The organism is Actinoplanes sp. NPDC026670 (genome assembly GCF_040638175.1).
Lineage (GTDB): Bacteria > Actinomycetota > Actinomycetes > Mycobacteriales > Micromonosporaceae > Actinoplanes.
Genome location: NZ_JBEZXU010000029.1, coordinates 21,242 through 42,056, shown reverse-complemented (window position 1 = coordinate 42,056; position 20,815 = coordinate 21,242). Strand labels below are relative to the sequence as shown.

At 69.5% G+C, this 20,815-nt stretch carries 14 protein-coding genes and 1 pseudogene; 10 read left to right on the top strand and 5 right to left on the bottom strand.

Translation table 11 applies throughout. The features are described from left to right. The first annotated feature begins 38 nt into the window (after window positions 1-38). A complete protein-coding gene (locus tag AB0E94_RS26775; protein WP_360331044.1) occupies window positions 39-2,018 on the top strand; it encodes a LysM peptidoglycan-binding domain-containing protein in 1,980 nt (659 codons plus the stop codon). A 554-nt stretch (window positions 2,019-2,572) separates the two neighbouring features. On the opposite strand, the gene iolD is transcribed toward AB0E94_RS26775, so the two are convergent. Both iolD and iolB read right to left on the bottom strand, forming a co-directional pair. Further along, window positions 2,573-4,456, bottom strand: a complete 1,884-nt coding sequence (iolD, locus tag AB0E94_RS26770) for a 3D-(3,5/4)-trihydroxycyclohexane-1,2-dione acylhydrolase (decyclizing) (RefSeq protein ID WP_360331041.1) — start codon at window positions 4,454-4,456, stop codon at window positions 2,573-2,575. Further along, on the bottom strand, window positions 4,453-5,343 hold the full coding sequence (gene iolB / locus AB0E94_RS26765) for a 5-deoxy-glucuronate isomerase (RefSeq protein WP_360331038.1): 891 nt from the start codon (window positions 5,341-5,343) through the stop codon (window positions 4,453-4,455). The genes iolD and iolB overlap by 4 nt, the downstream gene beginning before the upstream one ends. A 249-nt stretch (window positions 5,344-5,592) precedes the next feature. Here iolB and AB0E94_RS26760 point away from each other — a divergent pair, with 249 nt between their 5' ends. The 4 genes and pseudogenes from AB0E94_RS26760 to AB0E94_RS26745 form a co-directional block, all read left to right on the top strand. Continuing rightward, complete coding sequence (locus AB0E94_RS26760) at window positions 5,593-6,360, top strand: class III extradiol ring-cleavage dioxygenase (protein ID WP_360331036.1); 768 nt, start codon at window positions 5,593-5,595, stop codon at window positions 6,358-6,360. Window positions 6,361-6,407: 47 nt separating this feature from the next. Further along, window positions 6,408-7,415 carry a TerC/Alx family metal homeostasis membrane protein gene (locus tag AB0E94_RS26755; protein ID WP_360331033.1) on the top strand — a complete coding sequence of 336 codons (1,008 nt, stop codon included), beginning with the start codon at window positions 6,408-6,410 and terminating at the stop codon, window positions 7,413-7,415. A gap of 223 nt (window positions 7,416-7,638) precedes the next feature. Then, complete coding sequence (locus AB0E94_RS26750; protein ID WP_360331030.1) at window positions 7,639-7,923, top strand: LuxR C-terminal-related transcriptional regulator; 285 nt, start codon at window positions 7,639-7,641, stop codon at window positions 7,921-7,923. Between the two features lie 819 nt (window positions 7,924-8,742). Then, window positions 8,743-10,266, top strand: a pseudogene (locus AB0E94_RS26745) (transposase); the annotation flags it as partial. Between the two features lie 516 nt (window positions 10,267-10,782). Here AB0E94_RS26745 and AB0E94_RS26740 read toward each other — a convergent pair. After that, complete coding sequence (locus tag AB0E94_RS26740; RefSeq protein WP_360331028.1) at window positions 10,783-12,915, bottom strand: amino acid permease; 2,133 nt, start codon at window positions 12,913-12,915, stop codon at window positions 10,783-10,785. Window positions 12,916-13,345: 430 nt separating this feature from the next. On the opposite strand from AB0E94_RS26740, the gene AB0E94_RS26735 reads away from it, so the two are divergent. Together AB0E94_RS26735 and AB0E94_RS26730 are read left to right on the top strand one after the other, a co-directional pair. Next, complete coding sequence (locus tag AB0E94_RS26735; protein WP_360331025.1) at window positions 13,346-13,612, top strand: hypothetical protein; 267 nt, start codon at window positions 13,346-13,348, stop codon at window positions 13,610-13,612. Between the two features lie 31 nt (window positions 13,613-13,643). Then, window positions 13,644-14,660 (top strand): S66 peptidase family protein, encoded by a 1,017-nt coding sequence (locus AB0E94_RS26730; protein WP_360331023.1) that lies wholly within the window; start codon window positions 13,644-13,646, stop codon window positions 14,658-14,660. Window positions 14,661-14,811: 151 nt separating this feature from the next. On the opposite strand, the gene AB0E94_RS26725 is transcribed toward AB0E94_RS26730, so the two are convergent. Both AB0E94_RS26725 and AB0E94_RS26720 read right to left on the bottom strand, forming a co-directional pair. Continuing rightward, window positions 14,812-15,483 carry a response regulator transcription factor gene (locus AB0E94_RS26725; protein ID WP_360331020.1) on the bottom strand — a complete coding sequence of 224 codons (672 nt, stop codon included), beginning with the start codon at window positions 15,481-15,483 and terminating at the stop codon, window positions 14,812-14,814. A 103-nt stretch (window positions 15,484-15,586) separates the two neighbouring features. Next, on the bottom strand, window positions 15,587-16,831 hold the full coding sequence (locus AB0E94_RS26720) for a histidine kinase (protein ID WP_360331017.1): 1,245 nt from the start codon (window positions 16,829-16,831) through the stop codon (window positions 15,587-15,589). A gap of 133 nt (window positions 16,832-16,964) precedes the next feature. Between AB0E94_RS26720 and AB0E94_RS26715 the strand changes: the two genes are divergently transcribed. The 3 genes from AB0E94_RS26715 to AB0E94_RS26705 all read left to right on the top strand — a co-directional run bounded on the left by AB0E94_RS26715 (window position 16,965) and on the right by AB0E94_RS26705 (window position 20,776). Next, a complete protein-coding gene (locus AB0E94_RS26715; RefSeq protein WP_360331015.1) occupies window positions 16,965-17,864 on the top strand; it encodes an ATP-binding cassette domain-containing protein in 900 nt (299 codons plus the stop codon). Then, window positions 17,861-18,649 carry an ABC transporter permease gene (locus tag AB0E94_RS26710; protein WP_360331012.1) on the top strand — a complete coding sequence of 263 codons (789 nt, stop codon included), beginning with the start codon at window positions 17,861-17,863 and terminating at the stop codon, window positions 18,647-18,649. The genes AB0E94_RS26715 and AB0E94_RS26710 overlap by 4 nt, the downstream gene beginning before the upstream one ends. Window positions 18,650-18,820: 171 nt before the next feature. After that, window positions 18,821-20,776, top strand: coding sequence for a peptidase M6 immune inhibitor A (locus tag AB0E94_RS26705; RefSeq protein WP_360331010.1), 1,956 nt, complete (start codon window positions 18,821-18,823; stop codon window positions 20,774-20,776). The last annotated feature ends 39 nt before the right edge of the window (window positions 20,777-20,815 follow it).

Here is a 20,815-nt window from a genome sequence, read left to right as displayed (position 1 = left end):
GCGCCGATATCAGGCTAGCGAAAGCGCAGGTAATCACCATGCCTCGTCTCGGACACGGCCGCTCGATCTCCGATGAAGACATCGACCGGGCAAAACGGGAACTCGCCGAATTCGCCGCCCGGTCACCACTGGCGTTCGCCCTCGCGCCGCCGGTCGCCACCCATCCCTTCGACCTGCTCTTCCCGACGTTGCAGGAGGACGAGGCGAACCTGCTGCCACGGTTACCGGACACCCCGGCCAAGCTGAAGCGGCTGGGCCAGGCGATGACCGACGACGACAGCCGGCCCGACGACAGCCCGATCCCGGCCGCCTACACCTATCTCGGCCAGTTCATCGATCACGACATCACGCTGGAGATCGACGACGCCTCGGCCGGCCTCGGCTCCGGCAGCATGGCGGTGCTGCTGGACCCCGGGATGACGCCGCTGTCACCGGAGCAGATCCGCAGGGTGCTGCGCAACCAGCGGACCGCCCAGCTGGACCTGGACAGCCTCTACGGCGCGCCGGCCCCACGCGACCCGGACAACAATGACCGCATGCTGGTCGGCGACGTCCACAAGATCACGCTCCAGAACCCGCCGAACCCGAACCCGCCGCCGCTGGCCCGCCCCAAGGGCAAGGGCGACGACAACGACCTGCCCCGCGAGCCGCGCAACGCCGACCCGAAGTTCGACCGGGCGGCACTGATCGGCGACCCGCGCAACGACGAGAACACGATCATCTCGCAGTTGCACGTGGCATTCCTGAAGGCGCACAACAAATTGATCGACCAGGGGCTTTCGTTCCGTGACGCCCGGCGGGTGCTGCGCCAGCATTATCAGCACATCGTGGTACAGGACTTCCTCAAGAAGGTCGCCGACAAGAAGATCGTCGACGACGTGGTCGTACACGGGAACAAATGGTTCAACCCGCACGCCGAGCCGTTCTTCATGCCGATCGAGTTCGCCGTCGCGGCGTACCGTTTCGGGCATTCGATGGTTCGTAGTCTTTACAACTTCAACTCGAACTTCCGGACGAACACGCGACCGCCGGGAAGCCTGGATCTGCTGTTCGTGTTCACCGCGCTGAGCGGCCAGCTCGGTGAGGAGCTCGGTCTGGAGGCGGCCGACAACCTGCCGGAGAACTGGATCATCGAGTGGGAGAACATCGTCGGCTCGGGCGACGCCGTGATGAAGACCCGCAAGATCGACACGCAGCTGGCCGCACTGGGCGGTGGCGCGCTGTTCCGCCTGAAGAAGACCACCGGCGAACCGGAGGCGCCGGCTGACGCGGGCCGGCTCGCGGTGCGCAACCTGCTGCGCGGCTACCGGTTGCGGCTGCCGACCGGCCAGGCGGTCGCCGACCTGCTCGGCGTGCCGGTGCTCAGCAAGGACCAGATCCGGCAGGCGGCGGGCAGCGACGCCCAGCGGGCCGCGCTGGACGAGAGCGAGTTCCTGACCCGGACCCCGCTCTGGTATTACGTGCTGGCCGAGGCGAAGGCCTTCCACGACGGCGCCCACCTGGGCCCGGTCGGCAGCACGATCATCGCCGAGGTGCTGGTCGGCCTGGTCCGGCGCAGCGAGGACTCGATCCTCAAGCAGCCCGGCTGGAAACCGACCCTGCCGTCGGAGAAGCCCGGCACGTTCGAACTGGCCGACCTGTTGCGCCTGGCCGGCGTCCTGCCGGGCGGCCAGAAGCCGCGCACCTACACGGTCCAGCGCGGCGACAGCCTCGCCAAGATCGCCCGCGAGCAACTGGGCGACGAGGCCCGCTGGCCGCAGATCTTCGTGCTGAACCGGGCCACCATCCAGAACCCGAACCGCATCTTCCCAGGCCAGGTCCTCTTCCTGCCGCCGAACCAGCCGGTCGGCCCGATCCCGAAGCTCTACACCGTCAAATCGGGCGACTCGCTGTCCCGGATCGCCCGGGAGCGGCTCGGCAACGAGACTCGCTGGCGCGAGATCTTCAACCTCAACCGCGACATCATCACCGACCCGGACCGAATCTTCCCAGGCCAGGTCCTGGTCCTACCGAACTGAAAGCGGTCGATGGAGGCCGCGAGCCCTCTCACGGCCTCCATCCCCAAAACCAAGATCAAACCCACGCTTGGGTACGGCTACCCGCTCTCCCGCCACGAGAGAGGCGTCGTCGCGCCCCCAATGTCAGCAACACAAAACAATCCAGGGGCACCCCGCCCCGCTCGCTCGCCGCGCCTCGCCGCGCCCCGCCGCACTCGCCGCGCCCCGCCGCACTCGCCGCGCCCCGCCGCACTCGCCGCGCCCCGCCCGCCGATCTTGCACGAGTTTGCACCCTCATGCAGATCTTGCAACCTTCTCCACATCCCGACGTGAAGGATCGTGCAAGATCGCCGCCGCGAAGTGGTTCTTGCAAGCCAAACCACGCCCCAACACGAACAATCGTGCAAGATCGCAAGAATCCAGAAGAATCGTGCAAGATCACGAAGCGAGGGCGGGAGCCGGCACCAGAAACAGGACGCGACACGAGCGGCGTGGCGGGACGCGACGCGACCCAGCGTGATGCGACGCGAACCAGCGTGATGCGGCGGGCTGGCTCTGGGTGTGCGGGTTCCGGTTCAGAGTCCGCCGGGGCGCAGGTGGTGGCGCTGGTCTCGTTTTCCGGCCAGGTACTCGGCTCGAGCGTCGCGGGTGCTGTGCAGGGTGGCGACCTCCGCGACCGGCACCTCCCACCAGGATTCCGAGGCGGGCGCTGACGGGGCCGGGTCGGTCTCGATGTGCAGCACGGTCAGCCGTTCCGCCTCGCGGGCCTGTTTGATGCCCTCGACCAGGTCGGCGATGCCGCGGCAACGGATCACCGAGGCGCCCAGGCTTTCCGCGTTGGCGGCCAGGTCGACCGGCAGGCGGGCGCCGTCGTAGTCGCCGCTGCGCTGGTTGCGGTACCGGTACTCGGTGCCGAACCGCTGCGACCCGACCTGCTCGGAGAGCCCGCCGATGGACGCGAACCCGTGGTTCTCCACGATGATCACGATGAGTTTGACGCCCTCGGCGACCGCGGTGACGATCTCCTGCGCCATCATCAGGTAGGAGCCGTCGCCGACCAGGGCGAACACCTCACGGCCGGGTTCGGCGAGTTTGATCCCGAGGGCCCCGGCGATCTCGAAGCCCATGCACGAGTAGCCGTATTCGACGTGGTACTGCTTCGGGTCACGGGCCCGCCACAGCCGCTGGAGATCCCCGGGCAGGCTCCCGGCCGCCTGGACGACCACGTCGCGGGCGCCGCAGGCCTCGTTCACCACTCCGATCACCTCGGCCTGGGTGGGCAGCTCGCCGGGAGCGCCGCGACCCCGGCAGGCGTGGTCGACGGCCGCCCGCCAGGCGGCCACGTCGTCGCGGAAGTCGCCCGTGAACCGGCGGCCGTGCAGGGCCGGGAGCAGCGCGTTAAGTCCGGCGCGGGCGTCACCGACCAGGGGCAGCGCGGACAGTTTCCCGGCGTCGAACCCGGTCACGTTGAGGTTGACGAACCGCACGTCGGGCCGCTGGAACGCGGTCCGTGAGGCGGTGGTGAAGTCGCTGTACCGGGTGCCGACCCCGATCACCACGTCGGCGTAGCGGGCCAGCCGGTTGGCCACCGGGTTGCCGGTCGCCCCGATCCCGCCCACCGCGTTCGGATGGTCCCAGCTCAGGGCGCCCTTGCCGGCCTGGGTGTCGGCGACCGGGATGCCCGTCTCCCGGGCGAACCGGTCGAGAGCGGCCGACGCCTCGGAGTAGATCACTCCCCCGCCGGCGATGATCAGCGGGCGTTGCGCGCCACGGATCACGGCAGCGGCCCGTTCCACGGCCAGCGGATCGGGCGCTTGGCGGGGCACGTGCCAGACCCTCTTGGTGAAGAGTTCGTCCGGGTAGTCGTACGCCTCCGTCTGAAGATCCTGGGGTAAGCAGAGGGTGACCGCACCGGTCTCGACCGGGTCGGTGAGCACCCGCATCGCGCTGAGCAGGGCGTGTGGCAGCTGCTCGGGCCGTTGGATCCGGTCGAAGAACCGTGACAGCGGGCGGAAGGCGTCGTTGACCGAGACGTCGCCGGCCCGCGGGTCCTCGAGTTCCTGCAGGACCGGGCTGGCGGCGCGGGAGGCGAAGACGTCGGACGGCAGCAGCAGGACCGGCAGCCGGTTGATCGTGGCCAGGGCCGCGCCGGTGAGCATGTTGGTCGAGCCGGGACCGATCGAGGCGGTGCACGCCATCGCCGACAGCCGGTTGCGCATCCGGGTGTACCCGACCGCCGTGTGCACCATGGCCTGCTCGTTACGGGCCAGCCGGAACGGCATGTCGGGGGCTCCGGTGCGCTGTGCCTGCAACAGCGCCTGACCGATTCCGGCCACGTTGCCGTGCCCGAAGATGCCGAGGAAGCCGGCCACCGCCCGCTGCTCGACGCCGTCCCGCTCGGTCCACTGGCTGGCCAGGAAACGCACCACCGCCTGACCGACGGTGAGCCGCTGTTTCACGCTCGCCTCTTTTCGCGGATCGAGGTAAGTGGCAGCCGGGAGTCGACGCGCTCGGCGGCCCAGCGTCCGCGCACCCAGCCGTGGGCCGGGTCGTCACGGACCAGCCAGCGCCGTTCTCCGGGGCCGGCCATCACGTTCAGGTAGTACAGGTCGTAGCCGGGCGCGGCCATCGACGGGCCGTGCCAGCCGTACGGGATCAGCACGACGTCGCCGGTGCGCACCTCGGCGCAGACGTCGATCGGGCGGTCCGGGTGGCCGTACACCCGCTGGAATCCGCACCCGTGGCCACCCGCCGGGGAGGCAGCCACCTCGAAGTAGTAGATCTCCTCCAGGTTGCTCTCGCCGTCGCCCTGCTCGTCGTGTTTGTGCGGCGGGTACGACGACCAGTTGCCGCCGGGGGTGAGCACCTCGCAGGCGATCAGCCGGTCGGTCTCGAACGTCTCCGGGGTGCAGAAGTTGTTCACCTGCCGGCTGGCCTGCCCGGCGCCGCGCAGCTCGACCGGCACGTCCTCGGCCGGCCCGTACCGGAACGGCAGGGTGCGTTCGGCGCGGGCGGCAGGCAGCGCGAAACGTCCACCGTTCGGGGCGCGCAGGGTGACCTGGGTCTGCCGGGGCAGGTAGGCGAAATCGGTGACCCGGGAGAAGACCGATCGCCGGCCGGTCAGGGTGAGCCGTTCGTCGTCACAGGCCACATCGCAGCCGCCGGACAGGGGCAGGACCAGCATCTCGTCGCAGCCGGTGGGGAACCGGACCCGGCCGCCGACCGGCAGGTGCACCACGCGCAGCCCGCTGTAGTCCCAGCCGGCGTTCTCCGGGGTGACCACCACGTCGAAGGGCCGTTCGGCGGAGCTGCCACGCGGGACGAGGGGGTTGACCCGGGCCGTCATCGGCCGGCGCCTGCCGCGAGGCGGCGATCGCTCCGGCAACGTTGACGGAGCGCATCGCCGCCTCGAGGGGTCATGCGCGGTCCCTTCGCCTTCGGTACCCAGCGGTGACGGACCGGCGACGCTGGGTTCGGGCCTGGTTTCGATGTAATTACGTGGCCACGTCCGCGTCAATACCGGGTTTAGTTGCAGCGTCAACTAAACCGGCGTACGCTTCGGTGGTAATTAGTTGAAGCTTCAACGGAGGTTGCCATGCGGATGCCCGCCCTCTTCCTCAGCCACGGCGCCCCGCCGCTGGTCGACGACCCCACCTGGGTGGCGCAGCTCCAGGAGCTCGCCGCCGGCCTCCCACGACCGAAAGCGATCCTGGTCGCCTCGGCGCACTGGGAGTCCGCGCCGCTGATGCTCGGCGCCACCGAGACCGTTCCGCTGGTCTACGACTTCGGTGGCTTCGCCCAGCGCTACTACGAGGTGCAGTACCGCGCGCCGGGCGCGCCCGAGCTCGCCGAGTCGGTGCGCAAACTCATGCCCGACCACCAGACCGTCGCCCAGACCGGCCGCGGACTTGATCACGGTGCGTACGTGCCGCTGACCGTCATGTACCCCGACGCCGACATCCCGGTGCTGCAGATGTCACTGCCCACCCTCGAACCCGACGCGCTGCTCGACCTCGGCCGCCGGCTCGCCCCGCTGCGCGACGAGGGGGTGCTCGTCATCGGGTCCGGGTTCACCACACACGGCCTGCCGTTCCTGCGCGACTGGCGCCCCGACGCGGCCGCGCCCGGCTGGTCCCGGGAGTTCGACGCGTGGGCCGCCGAAGCCCTGACCCGCGGCGCCGTCGACGAGCTCGCCGACTTCCGCGACCGTGCGCCCGGCATGCCGTACGCGCACCCGACGATCGAACATTTCGCGCCGATGTTCCTCACTCTCGGTGCATCCGAGGACCCGGATCAGGCGCCCGCGCAGCCGATCGACGGCTTCTGGATGGGCCTCGCGAAGCGCTCATTCCTTGTCGGATGAGGCCGTTTCTCAGGATGTTTGCAGAATCTTTGGAGATCCTGTGAAGCATGCTTGAGGTCTCCGCGCTCGGGTGGATCGTCACCATCGGTGTCATCGTCGCCCTGCTCGCCCTCGATTTGACTCTCGGGGTGCTCCGTCCACACGTCGTCGGCTTCCGCGAGGCCGCCGGCTGGTCGATCTTCTACATCGCCGTCGCCATCGTCTTCGGCATCGTCTTCGGGAGTGTCTACGGCTGGGGTCACGGTACTGAGTACTTCGCCGGTTACATCGTCGAGAAGAGCCTGTCGGTCGACAATCTCTTCGTCTTCGTCATCATCATGACCACCTTCGCGGTGCCCGAGAAATACCAGCAAGAGGTGCTCACCTTCGGCATCATCATCGCGCTGGTCCTCCGGGTGATCTTCATCGCGCTCGGCGCCGCCCTGCTCAGCGCGTTCTCGTTCATGTTCCTGATCTTCGGCCTGATCCTGCTCTACACCGCGGTGCAGCTCTTCCGGCACCGCGACGAGGATCCCGACGTCGGCGAGAACGCCCTGGTGAAGGCCGGCCGCCGGTTCCTGCCGGTGACCGACGACTACATCGACGGCAAGATGGTCACCCGGATCGACGGCAAACGCATGGTCACGCCGTTGTTCCTGGTTCTGCTGGCGATCGGCGGCACCGACCTGCTGTTCGCCCTCGACTCGATTCCCGCGGTGTTCGGCGTGACCGAGTCGGCGTACATCGTCTTCGTCGCCAACGCCTTCGCCCTGCTCGGCCTGCGCGCCCTGTTCTTCCTGGTCAAGGGCCTGCTCGACCGCCTCGTGTACCTCTCCACGGGCCTGTCGCTGATCCTCGCCTTCATCGGCGTCAAGCTGGTGCTGCACTGGGCCCACAAGGACATCAGCGACGCCGTTCCCGAGGTGTCGACACCCGTCTCGCTCGGCGTCATCATCGGCATCCTGATCATCACGACGGTCGCCAGCCTGATCAAATCCAGCCGCGATCCGTCGCTGAAGGCACATGCGGGCAGCCTGACCGGCTCCCCCAGCAAGCAGCAGCACGCCGAGAACTGACCGCCCGGCGGGGGTCGCCGCCATTTCCACCCCATGCGGGGGTCGCTGTCGGCGGCCCCCGCATTCTTACTTCCCTTTCTTCGGTACGCCCGGAGCGCCCACTGCTACGGCTAGGCCCGCTTCCTGCACTCTCCGTAGTCAAGTGGGGCACTTGGTCAATGACAGTCACGAAGCGTGGTTGACTCTTCGCGCTGGGCGAGTGTGCCAACCACAACCGTTATCGATGATCGGTTGCGCTACTTGTGCAGGTAGCGGGAAAACGATCTTCATGAATGATGCATTCCGGACCGCCCCGCGCCGGTCCCGCCACACGAGCGAACTCACCGATCGTGAAGTACAGGTCCTCACCCTGGTTTCGCACGGCAAGACCAACAAGCAGATCGGCGCTGACCTGTACCTGAGCCCGGCAACCATTCACAGCCACTTGAAGAAAGTGTTCCGAAAACTGGACGCCAACGACCGAGCACACGCGGTCGCACAGGCCTTCCGAGCCGGGATGCTGCGATGACCCCCGGCCCAGCCACCCCACGACACCTCACCGGCCCGGCAGTCCAAGCCATCCCGGGCACGCTCTCCGAGCCGTAGCGCCCATTCCGCCACGAGTGGTGGGGCCGCCGGGCACCCGGACACGCCCACGGCCCCACCCAGCCCGCTTCCACGCCGCCAGCACCCCGCGTCTCGACCGACGCCCGCCGTCAGCACCCTCTCGTCTCAACCAGCGCGCGCCGCCAGCACCCCCTTGTCTCGACCGGCGCCCGCCGCCAGCGCGCCCTCGCCTCAACCGGCTCACGCCGCCAGCACCCCTCGTCTCAACCAGCTCACGCCGCCAGCACCCCCTCGCACGCCCGCCAGCACCCCCTTGTCTCAACCGGCGCCCGCCGCCAGCACCCCTCGTCTCAACCAGCTCACGGGCGCCAGTACCCCCTCGTCTCAACCAACGCACGCCGCCAGCGCCCTTTCGTCGTCGATCTTGTGGACTTCGGCGAGACACTCGATTTTCGCCATTTCGGGGATCGTTTGGGTGACGGCGCACAGGTGTCCGTCGTCGCAAGCCTTGGTCGTCGGCCTTCCGCTGGACGCGGTCGGCGGCGCTCGGCCCGACGTGGTGTCGGCGCTCGGCCAGACGCGGTCGCCGGCATTCGGCCGAACCCGCGACGACCAGCGCACACAATGCGGCAATGTGCGATTTCACCCTCGCCGGAGCGACGACCGGCGCACACGGATGGCACAACGTGTGCGCCCGTCCCCGTCAGAGAGCCTGTTGCTTTTTGGTTTCGGTGGTTACGGGTGACTAGCCGTGTTGATCCATGTTTGTGATCATTTATGGATGGCGAAGTGGTACCGGCCCGTCGATCGTGACCAAGCGTTCCTGTTGCCGCCGTCGATGACGGACTGGCTCCCCGAAGACCACCTGGTCTGGTTCGTGATCGAAGCGGTCGGCCAACTCGACACCACGGCCTTCCACGCCCGCGCAAGACTGGGCGGCGTCGGCCGGCAGGGTTTCCACCCGGACATGCTGCTCACCCTGCTGGTCTACGCCATGGCCCACGGTGTCCGCTCGTCGCGGCAGATCGAACGGCTCTGCCACACCGACGTCGCGTTCCGGATCATCTGCGCCGGCGACGTCCCGGACCACACCGTCCTGGCCCGGTTCCGGCAGCAGCATGAGACCGCACTGGCCGCACTGCTGACCGAGACCCTGCTACTGGCAGCCCGGATGGGCATGGTCCGCCTCGGCGTCGTCGCGTTCGACGGCACGAAGATCGCCGGGAACGCCGCCCGCAACGCCAACCGCAGCGAGGAAACACTACGGCGCCTCGCCGAACAACACCTCGCCCAGGCCGCCGCGACCGACGCCGCCGAGGACGCCGAACACGGCAACAATCGCGGTGACGAACTACCGCCGGACCTGCGCGACCGGTCCGGCCGGTCCCGCCGGATCCGGCAGGCCCTCGACGAGATCGCCGCCCAGAACACCGAACGACAGGCCCGCGAACAGGCGACCCGCGACCAGGCCGACGACTACCTGAAACGACTCGCCGACCCGGACACCCCGATCACCGGGCCCCGCCCGAAAGCCGTCACCGCAGTCCAGGCCACCCACGCCCGCTGGCAGTCCGAACGCACCCGGATCCAACGCCGTTTCGACGCCTGGCACGACCGCGACCAGCAGGCCCGCGCCGCCGGCCGCCGAACGAGCGGCACCCGGCCGGTCCCGGTCGATCAGCACTGCCGGGTCCGTAAAGCCCGCACCGCCTACGACAACGCCCTCACCGCCGCCGCCGCTGCCGCTGCCGCTGGTGTTGTCGAGCCGGACAGCAAGAAGAACAAGACACCACGGGCGAACCTGACCGACCCCGACTCGCGGCTGCTGAAAACCCGTAACGGCTACCTGCAGGGCTACAACTGCCAGACCGCGCTCAGCCAGGACCACTTCTTCCTGCACGCCACCGCCACCCAGGACCCCAACGACCTACGCCAGTACGAGACCACCCAGACCGCCGTCACCAGCATCGCCGCCGCCCTGACCGAACACACCGGCCGCACCGACCTGACCATCGGAGTCCTGCTCGGCGACGCCGGCTACGACAGCGACCACAACCTCACCGTGCCCGGACCCGACCGGCTCATCGCCACCAGCCGCGAACGACCCCACCCCGACGCGGTCACCCGCCAGCACATGGACCAGCGCCTCAACACCGACGAAGGCCGTGACCTCTACCGGCAACGATCCGGCACCGTCGAACCCGGCAACGCCTGGCTCAAAGACCGCCGCGGGCTACGCCACTTCCTGCGCCGCGGCCTGACCGCCGCCACCAGCGAACTACGCCTCGCCGCCGCCGTCACCAACCTGCTCCGCCTACGCCAACTCGGCATCACCACCACCCACCTCGCCACCGGACAACCCGGCAGGCAAGGCCTGTCGGGCCGCTACGCGGCCCAACAGGCCACACCCCGCCCAACCGAAACCAACCCGCCCACGGGCCCAAGACCGACCAAACCCAAAAGACAACAGGCTCCAGAGCGAAGCCAGCGCACACGATCGGCGAACGTGTGCGCTGACCACCGCTCCGGCCTGGCGAACGTGCGCGCCGGCCATCGCTGCGGCCGACGGATCCGCTCTCGGCGGCCCGCTCCCGGCATCGCCTCTGGACGGCCGCCCAAGGTCATCAGGCCTCATGGTGATCTTGCGGAGTTCGCTGGGGATCGCGTTTACCAGGGCGAATGCAAGATTCACTTCAGCTGTGGCCCTGATCTGCAATGCCGCTGCGCAAATGGCGAAACTCGAGGGCGAGACAGGTGTGTCCGAAGTCAACAAGATCGACGATGGGGCGGGGTGGGCAGCCGGCTTGCGTGCCAGGGTGGGTCAGCGCTCTTCCGGGGAGTCGGAATCGGCGGGGACCGCGGTGTCGGAAGGCTGCGGACGGCGTGGACGTGGGGCCGGGCGCCGGGTGGGACGAGGGCTGGCGGCTTTCGGCTCGGCGGGCTGGTCGGGACCGGCCTCAGGCTCCGGAGCGGAACCGTTGTCGGCTGTGCCGTTCACCGGCTGGCCGGCGGCGGTGTCGGGGGCCGGCTCGCTGGGCGGGGCTGTGGAGGCCGGCCGACGACGGGTGTTCGTTCCGGCAGGCGCACGTTTGCGGGCACGGGGCGCTGGGCGGGAGGCTTCCGGCGTACCCCCGTTGCTGTTTGGGGAACCGGCTGAGCCTTGCCCGCCGCTGGTGGTCTCGGCCGCGGCGGTTTCGGATGCGGTGACGTCCGCCGTGTTGCCGTTGCTGTCCGTGCTGGTCGCCGTCGCCGTAGGCGCAGACGTCGCGGTGACGGGATCGCCGGGTTTCCTGGTCGCCGGCTCGTCCGGCAGTCCGGTCGCGGGTTCGTCCGGGATCGTGGGCTCGGCCGCCGGGGCCTCCGGAGCAGCCTCACGCTCAACCGCGACGGCCGGGCTCTCGGCTGGCGGGGCGTCAGGAGTTGCCGGGCTCTCGGCTGTCGGGGTGCCAGGAGTTGCTTGGCTCTCGGCTGGCGGGGTGTCAGGAGTTGCTTGGCTCTCGGTTGTGGGGGCGTCGGTGATCACCGGGGGTGCGGATTCGCCGGGGGCCAGCGGCGGGTGGCCGGTGCCGATGACGGCGTAGATGTCAGGGCGTTCGCGGCGGAGTTTGCGGCCCCAGATGATGCCGGCCACCAGGGCGGCCACGAAGGACAGGATCGGGGACCAGATCTTGGCGATGTTGTCGGTGTCCAGGAGGACGCTGAAGAAGGCCACCGTGAGCAGCAGCACCAGCGAGAGGAAGACCACCGAGATCCACGGGGCGATCGCGCGGCGCCAGCGGGTCTCGCCGTGTTCGCCGCGGCGGAAGAACCGGACGACCGCCACCGCGGCGATGGTCATCAGAACCAGTACGCCGAGGCCGCCGGAGACCGTGCCGAAGAAGAACAGGTCGGTCGTCGGGTCCCACGTGGCGATCGCGAAGACGATCAGCACCACCAGGGCCAGCACGGACTGCGCAGTCGAGGCGGCGACCGGCACGCCGCCGCGAGTGCGGGCCAGGCCGGCGGGCAGGACGCCCTCGCGGGCCACGGTCAGCGCGTAGCGGGCGACGGTGTGGTGGAAGGCGAGCATCGCGGCGAACAGGCTGGTCGCGAAGAAGATGCGGCCGAGGTCGACGAGGACGGCCGGGAGGTACGGGTCGGGGAGGAAGAAGAACAGGTCGTCCAGATGCTGGCCGGCGATGACGACGATGTTGTCGGGGCCGGCGACGACCGACATCGCCCATGCCGTGCCGCCGTACAGGAACGCCGCAACCAGCAGGGTGAACCCGATGGCACGGGCGATCGTGCGCCGTGGATCACGGGCTTCAGCTGCGTAGACCAGCGGCGCTTCGAACCCGACCATGCCGGCGATCGCGGCGACGAGCAGTGACACGCCGCCCGCGGTGGCGATCAGGCCGGGGTTGAGGGTGTCGAAAGTGATCGTTCCGCCGTAGGGGTTGCCGAGCATCACGGCGTCGAAGATCAGAACAATGAGAACCTCGGCGCAGACCAGTACGGTGAGAATGCGGGCGTTGAGATCGATGTCGAGCCGGCCGAGAAAGGCGATCACCGCCCAGCCGATCAATGCGCAGATGATCCACGATATGTCGATGCCGAAGATCGACAATGCGTTGTGGGTGGCCACCCCGAAAGCGCCGTAGAGACCGATCTGCATCGCGTTGTAGGCGACCAGCGCCACGAAGGCGGTGCCCACGCCGACCGGACGGGAGATGCCGATCGATGCGTACGCGTAGAAGGCGCCACTGTTGGGAACATGCCTCGCCATCGCGGCCAGACCCACCGCGAACACTCCTAGCACGGCGGCGACCAGCATGTACGCCACCGGGATGCCCTTCTCCTTCACCTCGCCGTAGCCGAGCGGCAGAGCGCCGGCGACCACGGTGAGCGGGGTCATCGCGGAGACCGCGATGACGAAGATCGGCCAAGTGCCGAGCTTCCTTTCCGGTTGGGACATGGCGCCTCCCGTGTCGAATCGATCCTGAATCGATGACCGGCCTCCATCATGGCCCTCACGACGTTCGAGCGATATAGGAAAATGTCGATCATGAATGGTTCGGGTGAATTGGATCTTCCGGCGTGCGCTCGTTTCGGTCTTCTGGCCGGTTTCGTTCGTCCTTGCGTGGCGCCGCCGGCGCGGTTCTATCCTCGCGGCGGGCGGCAGCGTTCGTCGCACGGCGCGGCGGGGCCACGTTGTTCGCGGCGCGGCGGGGCAGCGTTCGTCGCGCGGCGCGGCAGCGTTCTTCAAACGGCGCGGCGCTCTTCACACGGCGCGGCGGCAGGCAGCGCTACGGCCTCGTTCGGAAGCAGGCCTTCGTTCGGAAGCGGGTATTCGATCGGAAGCGGGTGTTCGTTTCGGCTGTGGCCGGGTCGGGTAGGTTGCCGGGATGCCACTCGGAGCGCAACCTCGCGGCCGCCGCGGCACAGTCGAGGAGCCGTACAGCCCGCTGAACCTGCGGCTGGTCCTCGCACTGTTCGGGATGGTCGTCTGCGCGATCCTGGCCGTGCTGCTGTTCCGCGCGGGCTGGATCGTTCCCGGCTGGCTGCTCGCCGCCTGGTCGGTGGCCGCCGCCGTCGATGCCGTGGTGGTCCAGTTGCGGCGCCGGGCCCGTGCCCGCTCCGACGGCGGCCGCCGGCATTCCCTCTTCGAGTGAGCGCCCGGCCGCCTGTGCCATGATCCATGAAATGACCATCAGGTACCCATCACCGTTGCGTCCCGGTGACCTCGTCGGCGTCACCTCGCCGTCCAGCGGCGTCGACGAGAGCATGAGCCGCCGCCTGCAGGTCGCCGTCGAGACCGTGCAGAGCCGTGGGTACGAGGTAGTCGTCGGCGAATGCATGGACGGCTCCCGGCATGTGAGCGCCCCGGCACCGCAGCGTGCCGCCGAACTGACCCGGATGCTGACCGACCCGGCGATCCGGGCCGTGGTGCCGCCGTGGGGCGGAGAGACCGCGATCGATCTGCTGCCGCTGCTCGACTGGGACGCCATCGGTGCGGCTGAGCCGACGTGGCTCGTCGGGTACTCCGACATGGCCACGATCATCACGCCGTTGACGCTGCTGACCGGGGTGGCCACGGTGCACGGCAACAACCTGATGGACACCCCGTACCGGCCGCCGGCGGGCCTGTTGTCCTGGCTGGACGTCGTGACGCTGGCACCCGGCGAGTCGTTCACCCAGACTTCGCCCGGCCGTTTTCGGGAGAAGGGCTGGGTCGACTACCGGACGAACCCGGAGGTCGACGAGTTCGTGCTGGATGCCGAGGGCGGCTGGACCAGGCTGGACGGCTCGGGTGACGTGGAGGTCGAGGGGCGGCTGATCGGCGGGTGCATCGAGACGTTGTGCAATCTGGCCGGCACCGAATATGCGAACACGTCGGGTTTCACCACGGACGGGCTGCTCGTTTATGTCGAGGCGGCCGGTGACGACGCGGCGACGATCTGCCGGAACCTGCACGGGATGCGCCTCAACGGGTTCTTCGACAACGCGACGGCGGTGCTCGTGGGGCGTACCGCAGCTCCGCCGACCGGCAACCTGAGCCAGACCGAGGCGGTCCTCGACGCGCTCGGCGGTCTGGGTGTGCCGATCGTCGCCGACGTCGAATGCGGGCATGTCGCTCCCTACCTTCCCCTGGTCAACGGGGCCCGTGGGCGGCTCGTCCTCTCGGCCGGCCGCGCGGAGATCACCCAGACGCTGGCCTGATCGCCCAGGCGAAAGGCGGATCGCGGAGATCACCCAGACACTGGACTGATCGCCCAGGCGAAGGCCGCATCGCGGAGATGACCCAGACAATGGACTGATCACCCAGGCGAAGGGCCGCATCGCGGAGACGTCAAGACGCTGGACTGGTCGGTCAGGCGAGGCCGGCATCGTGGACCAGTAGCGCCACCTGGACCCGGTTGTTCAGGTCGAGTTTGGTGAGCACCCGGGAGACGTGGGCTTTGACCGTGGCCACCGACATGTGCAGTTCGGTGGAGATCTCCGCGTTGGAGCGGCCCTGGGCGACGGCGAGCGCGACCTCGCGTTCCCGGGTGCTGAGCCGGGCCAGCAGGGTCTCGGCCCGGCGCCGGTCCGGGTCGGCGCCTGGATCATGGGACGTGCCGGCGGCAACGTGTGCGATCAGCTGGCGGGTGACGCTCGGTGAGAGGGCGGCCTCGCCCTGGGCCACGCGCAGCACCGCGTCGCGGATCTGGCCCGGCGGGGTGTCCTTGAGCAGGAACCCGGCCGCCCCGGCACGCAGCGCACGCAGCACGAACTCGTCGGCGTCGAACGTGGTGAGCACCAGCACCTCGGGTGCTCCCGGCCGCTCGCGCAGCGTCTCGGTCGCGGCCAGCCCGTCGACGCCGGGCATGCGGATGTCCATCAGCACGACGTCGGGCTGATGCCGCTCGACCGCGGCCGGCACCTCGGCCCCATCTGCGGCCTGCCCGACCACGCTGACCCCGTCGTCACCGGACAGGATCATCGACAGACCCGCGCGCACCAGCGGATCGTCGTCGACGATCAGCACCCGAACCGCGCTCATCCCGGTCCACCCATCTCTACCGCCACCCCCGTCGTTCCTTCCCGCTGGACCGCGGATATCTGGGACCTTCCGAATCGGCCGCCGACTGCTCGGCAGCGGGGCTTCAGGCCGGCCATGGCAGCCAGGCCGTGAGCACGAAGTCGTCGTCGGCGCGGCCGTGGTCGAGGCGTCCACCGGCGAGCAGCGCCCGCTCGGCGAGGCCGATCAGGCCCATGCCCGTGCCGGGGATCGGGCGGGCCGGGACGGTGATCGGCATCGGGTTGCGGACCTCGATGCTCAGGCCTTCGCCGGGCCGGCCGCCGACGACGACACGCACCGCCGCGCCAGGGGCGTGCTTGCGGGCATTGGTCAGGCCTTCCTGCACGATGCGGTACGCCGCGCGGCCGATCGCGGCGGGCACGGACTCGGGGGCGGGAGCGATCTCCAGCCGGACCCGGTTTCCGGCGGACCGGGACTCGTCGGCGAGCGCGGGCAACGCGCTCAGGGTGGGTTGTGGCCGCTCCGGGGTCTGCTCGTCCTCGGGTTGGCCGGTGCGCAGCACGCCGATCACCACCCGCAGGTCCTGCAGGGCCTGGTGGGCGCTGGACCGCACCACGGCGGCCGCCCCGGCGATCTCCTCCGGTGGCGCGCCGGGCCGGAACTCGAGCGCGCCCGCGTGCAGGCTGAGCAGCGAGATCCGGTGGGCGAGGACGTCGTGCATCTCCCGGGCGATCCTGGTGCGCTCGAGGACGCGGGCCTGGGCGACCCGGAGGCGCTGCTCCGACTCGGCGCGCTCGGCCCGGTCACGCCAGGTGACGATCAGCTGCCGGCGGCCGCGGATGATCATGCCCCAGAGCGCTGCGATCACGGTCATCACGGCGCCCCAGCCGAACGCCTCCCAGTAGCCGATGCTCTCCTCCGGCCGGGCACTGGCGAAGATCGCGTTGGCGGCGACGACCAGCGCCGTGTAGCCGGCGAGCACCGCGAAGCGCCTGTGCACACCGACGGTGAACACGACGATGAGCAGGGTGAAGGCGCTGGCCATCGAGAACGTCGTGAGCAGAATGCCGTAGACGGCCAGCACGGTCAGGAACCGGCGCCGCCACCAGAGGCCGACTGCGGCGATCGTGCTGGTCACCGCGTCGAGCACGGTGAGCCACACCGGTGTGGCGCCCCAGGTCTGTGTCGTCTCGGAGCCCGGGTCGAGCAGCTCGACGGTGATCCAGACGGTGAAGGCGAAGGCGATCAGGAAGCAGAGGCTGTCGACCACCCAGTCGCGGGTGGAGCGGCGCGCAGCCAGTGGCCCGGCCGGGTCCGCGGCCAGCGCGGACGGCCACAACCAGCGGTATTCCGGCGAGGACGCTCCCACGCCGTCGACTCTAGGGGCGGCCGGCCACCGTCCGGTACCGACCAAAGTCGATGCTTCGGCATATACCAAGGTTTCACGAGCATCGACTCTCGGCCGACGCGGCGGCCGCCGCGTCTCACTCACTCTGGGTCGCATGATTGCGGTTCAAAACCTCACCAAGACGTACGGGCCACAGCGCGCCGTCGACGACGTGTCGTTCACCTGTGAGCCGGGCACGGTGACCGGTTTCCTCGGGCCGAACGGCGCCGGCAAGTCCACCACTCTGCGGATGATCTGTGGTCTGACCCCGCCGACGTCGGGGCGGGCCACGGTGGCCGGGGTGCCGTATCGGCGGCTCGGCAACCCGGGGCGGCACATCGGAGTGCTGCTCGACGCGTCCGCCCAGCATGCCGGGCGGACCGGGCGGGAGGTCCTGGCTCTGGCGGCGATCACGATGGGGCTGGACACGGCACGGGTGCCGGAGCGGCTGGCCCGGGTCGGGCTGGACGGGACGGCGGCGAAACGGCGGGTCCGGGCGTATTCGCTGGGCATGCGGCAGCGGCTGGGTCTGGCGTACGCGATGATCGGCGATCCGGCCGTGCTGGTGCTGGACGAGCCGGCGAACGGCCTGGATCCGGAGGGCATCCACTGGATGCGCGGGCTGCTGCGCGGTTTCGCCGACCGTGGCGGCACGGTCCTGCTCTCCTCGCATCTGCTGCGCGAGGTGGAGGTGGTCGCCGACCGGCTGGTGGTGATCGGCAACGGCCGGATCCTCACCCAGGGCGACAAGGAGGACCTGCTCGGCGCGGCCGGGACGACGGTGCGGACCACCGATCCCGCCGCTCTGGACGCGTTGTTGCAGCGGATGGGTCTGACCGGCACCCGGTCGGCGGACGGCAGTGTCCTGGTGCCGTCCGATCCGCAGACCATCGGGCAGGCCGCCGCCGCGGCCGGGGTGGTGCTGCTCGAGCTGCGGCCGGCCGGCGCCGGGGGTCTCGAGGAGATGTTCCTGCGCCTCACCGCGGGCGCCGAGCCGGAAGGGGCGCACCGATGACCGCGACCACGAGTGACGTCATGCCGGCGACCGTGCCGGCGAGCGCCGCCGCGCCGGTGCCGATGGCCCGGCTGACCCTGGTCGAGCTGCGCAAACTGGCCGACACCAGAGCCGGGATGTGGCTGCTGATCGTGATCGGCCTGGCCACGGTGGCGACGTCGGGGATCCTGCTGGGCTGGGGCGACGACAGCGAGATCACCTTCGCGGCGTTGTACACGTTCGGGTTGGTGCCGTCGGCGGTCCTGCTGCCGGTGCTCGGCATCTTGTCGGTGACAAGCGAGTGGTCGCAGCGGACGGCGCTGGCCACCTTCACTCTGGTGCCGGCCCGGGCCCGGGTGCTGCTGGCGAAGGTGGCGGCGGGCGCCCTGATCGCGGTCGCCGCGACGGCGGCCACGGCACTGCTGGCGGCGATGGCCAACCTGATCGCGCCGGCGGCAGGCGGTGACGGCTCGTGGAGCCTGGACCCGTCGCTGATCTGGCAGAGTCTGCTGCTCCAGGTGATCTTCGTGCTGATGGGCAACGCGTTCGGCGCGCTGCTGCTGAACACTCCGCTGGCGATCGTCGTCTTCTTCGCGCTGCCGACGGTGTGGTCGATTCTGGGCGGCAGCATCCGGGTGCTGGCCGATGCGTCGAAGTGGCTGGATCTCAATGTGACCTCGCAGGCGATGACGGAGCCGGACATGACCTCCGGCGAGTGGGCCCGGCTGGCGGTCTCGGCCGGGGTGTGGGTGGTCCTTCCGCTGGTGCTGGGGGCGGTCCGTGTGCTCCGCCGGGAGGTTTCCTGATCCACAACGGCCGGTGTTGGCGTCACGATCCGGCGATCGGAGGTAGCGTCCCGAGACGTGACGCGTACCCTATTTGCCAGCTTCGCGGCAATTACCGCTTGCATCCCGTTGTTTGCTGGCCCGGCGCCGGCCGCGCCACCGACTGATCCCCCGCCGGCGCCGAGCACCCCGATGCCGCCTTTCGAGGGTGAGACCCTCGAACCCGATCTGGACCGGCTCACCTTCGAGGGTGAGCCGTTCCCGGTCCCCAGTTACGAGCCCCGGCCCGGCGCGCGCATCGCCGCGGGAACGCCTGACGTCGGCACTGTCCGCAGCTGGGCCGGGCTCAACTCGATCGACGGCGACGTCTATCGCAAGGACTACACGCTGCGGGGCGTCGGCGAGCACATCGAGGTGTGGGTGGCCAACGATCTGGCCTTTCCGGAGAAGGACTGCCGCAAGAACTCCACCGAGGTCACCGATGCCCAGGTCACCTCGCTGGTCCGCGAGTTCGACGAGGTGATCTTCCCGCGGGAGACCGAGGCCTTCAGCACCCCGCCGGACCGGGCCGGCACCAACGCCGGGCTGCCCGGCGACTTCACCGGGGCCGGCAACCGGACCGTCACACTCGTCGACAACATCCGCGACGACAACTACTTCGACTTCCCGAAACGGCTCACCTACATCTCCGGGTTCTTCTCCGAGCAGCTCAACGAGCTCTTCGACCGCAACGTGATCACGATCGACGCCTTCGACTGGGCGCATCGCACCGGCGCCGACCCGGCACACGAGCCCGCCGACGATCCGTGCGTCAGCCGCCCGGCGCGCCCGCGGATGTACGAGTCGACCTTCGCCCACGAGTGGCAGCACCTGCTGACCTACTACACCGACCCGGACGAGGAGGCGTGGATCAGCGAGGGGATGGCCGACTACGCCCAGCGTCTCGCCGGTTATTCCGAGACCGACATCGGGGTACGGCATCGGGGCTTCGACAACCACCTCGTCTGCTTCCAGGGTTTCGGCATCGTCAAGACCGCCTACAACCCGAACCCGCGCGACTGCGGCGGGCCGGCCAATTCGCCGAACCTGTGGAACGAGGGCGAGCCGGACGAGGTCCTCGCCGATTACGGCATCACCTATCAGCTCATGCTCTACCTCCACGACCGGTTCGGCGCGAAGACTCTCACCCGGATGCACCTGGACAAGGAGAACCACGGGCTCGCGGCGGTCGCGGCCGCCCTGCCGAAGGACGAGAACCTGCACGACGTACTGCACGATTTCCAGGTGATGACGCTGGTGGACAAGGTCGCCGGCAACCCGGGCGGCGTCGTGCGGGGCGTGCCACGGCAGCGGGTGACCGCCCGGAGCCTGCGGTCCACGGTGAACCTGGACAACCCGTCGGCCCACGGCCGGCCCGGCGCGCCGCCCAACGGCGCCGATTACCTCAAGCTGCCGCACGGGTGGCGGACGGTCGGTTTCGAGGGGGCGCCGTCCCTGCCGCCGGTGCCGCTGGCCTGGACCCTGGACTCGGACATGCTCTTCTCCGGCAACACCCCGGACACCGACGCGACAGCGGTCCGCGAGGTGCAGGTGCCGGCCACCGACCCGGTGCTGCGGTTCACCACGACCTACGGCCTGGAGGACAACTTCGACTACGGGTACGTGACAGTGTCGGCGGACGGCGGCCGGACCTATCAGATGCTCAAGGGCGACCGGACGGTCGAGGGGCCGCTCGGCGCGGCGATCACCGGCAAAGCCGCCGACGTCACCCTCTCCTATGACCTGGAGCCGTACGCCGGGAAGTCGGTCCTGCTGGGTTTCCGCTATGTCAGCGACAGTGCCGTGAGCATCGGCGGGTGGCACCTCAAGGACGTCAAGGTGGGCGCCACCGCGGTCGGTGGCAACAGCCTCGACGGCTGGAAGTCGCCCACCGAGATCCACCCGATCCCGGTGCACCACTGGCAGGTGACCCTGGTCGGGCTGGCCGAGAACCGGGTCAAGGTGGTGCCGCTGAGCGGTTTCGCCAAGCTGCGCCACTATCCGAAGGTGGTGGCGATCGTCGCCTACGACGAGCCCACCGGCACGGTCACGCAATACGCCCCCTACACGCTGACGGTCGACGGCGAGCCCTATCAGCCCACTGCGTAGACCCACGGCCCGACGATCTGCCCGTCACCGCGCCTGCGG

Bases quoted from the DNA above. Each gene is read 5' to 3' on its own strand.
- AB0E94_RS26755 (WP_360331033.1), top strand. From the start codon at position 6,408: ATGCTTGAGGTCTCCGCGCTCGGGTGGATCGTCACCATCGGTGTCATC.
- AB0E94_RS26725 (WP_360331020.1), bottom strand. From the start codon at position 15,483: ATGAGCGCGGTTCGGGTGCTGATCGTCGACGACGATCCGCTGGTGCGC.
- iolB (WP_360331038.1), bottom strand. From the start codon at position 5,343: ATGACGGCCCGGGTCAACCCCCTCGTCCCGCGTGGCAGCTCCGCCGAA.
- AB0E94_RS26740 (WP_360331028.1), bottom strand. From the start codon at position 12,915: ATGTCCCAACCGGAAAGGAAGCTCGGCACTTGGCCGATCTTCGTCATC.
- AB0E94_RS26730 (WP_360331023.1), top strand. From the start codon at position 13,644: ATGACCATCAGGTACCCATCACCGTTGCGTCCCGGTGACCTCGTCGGC.
- AB0E94_RS26775 (WP_360331044.1), top strand. From the start codon at position 39: ATGCCTCGTCTCGGACACGGCCGCTCGATCTCCGATGAAGACATCGAC.
- AB0E94_RS26760 (WP_360331036.1), top strand. From the start codon at position 5,593: ATGCGGATGCCCGCCCTCTTCCTCAGCCACGGCGCCCCGCCGCTGGTC.
- AB0E94_RS26750 (WP_360331030.1), top strand. From the start codon at position 7,639: ATGATCGGTTGCGCTACTTGTGCAGGTAGCGGGAAAACGATCTTCATG.
- AB0E94_RS26715 (WP_360331015.1), top strand. From the start codon at position 16,965: ATGATTGCGGTTCAAAACCTCACCAAGACGTACGGGCCACAGCGCGCC.
- AB0E94_RS26710 (WP_360331012.1), top strand. From the start codon at position 17,861: ATGACCGCGACCACGAGTGACGTCATGCCGGCGACCGTGCCGGCGAGC.
- AB0E94_RS26735 (WP_360331025.1), top strand. From the start codon at position 13,346: ATGCCACTCGGAGCGCAACCTCGCGGCCGCCGCGGCACAGTCGAGGAG.
- AB0E94_RS26705 (WP_360331010.1), top strand. From the start codon at position 18,821: ATGCCGCCTTTCGAGGGTGAGACCCTCGAACCCGATCTGGACCGGCTC.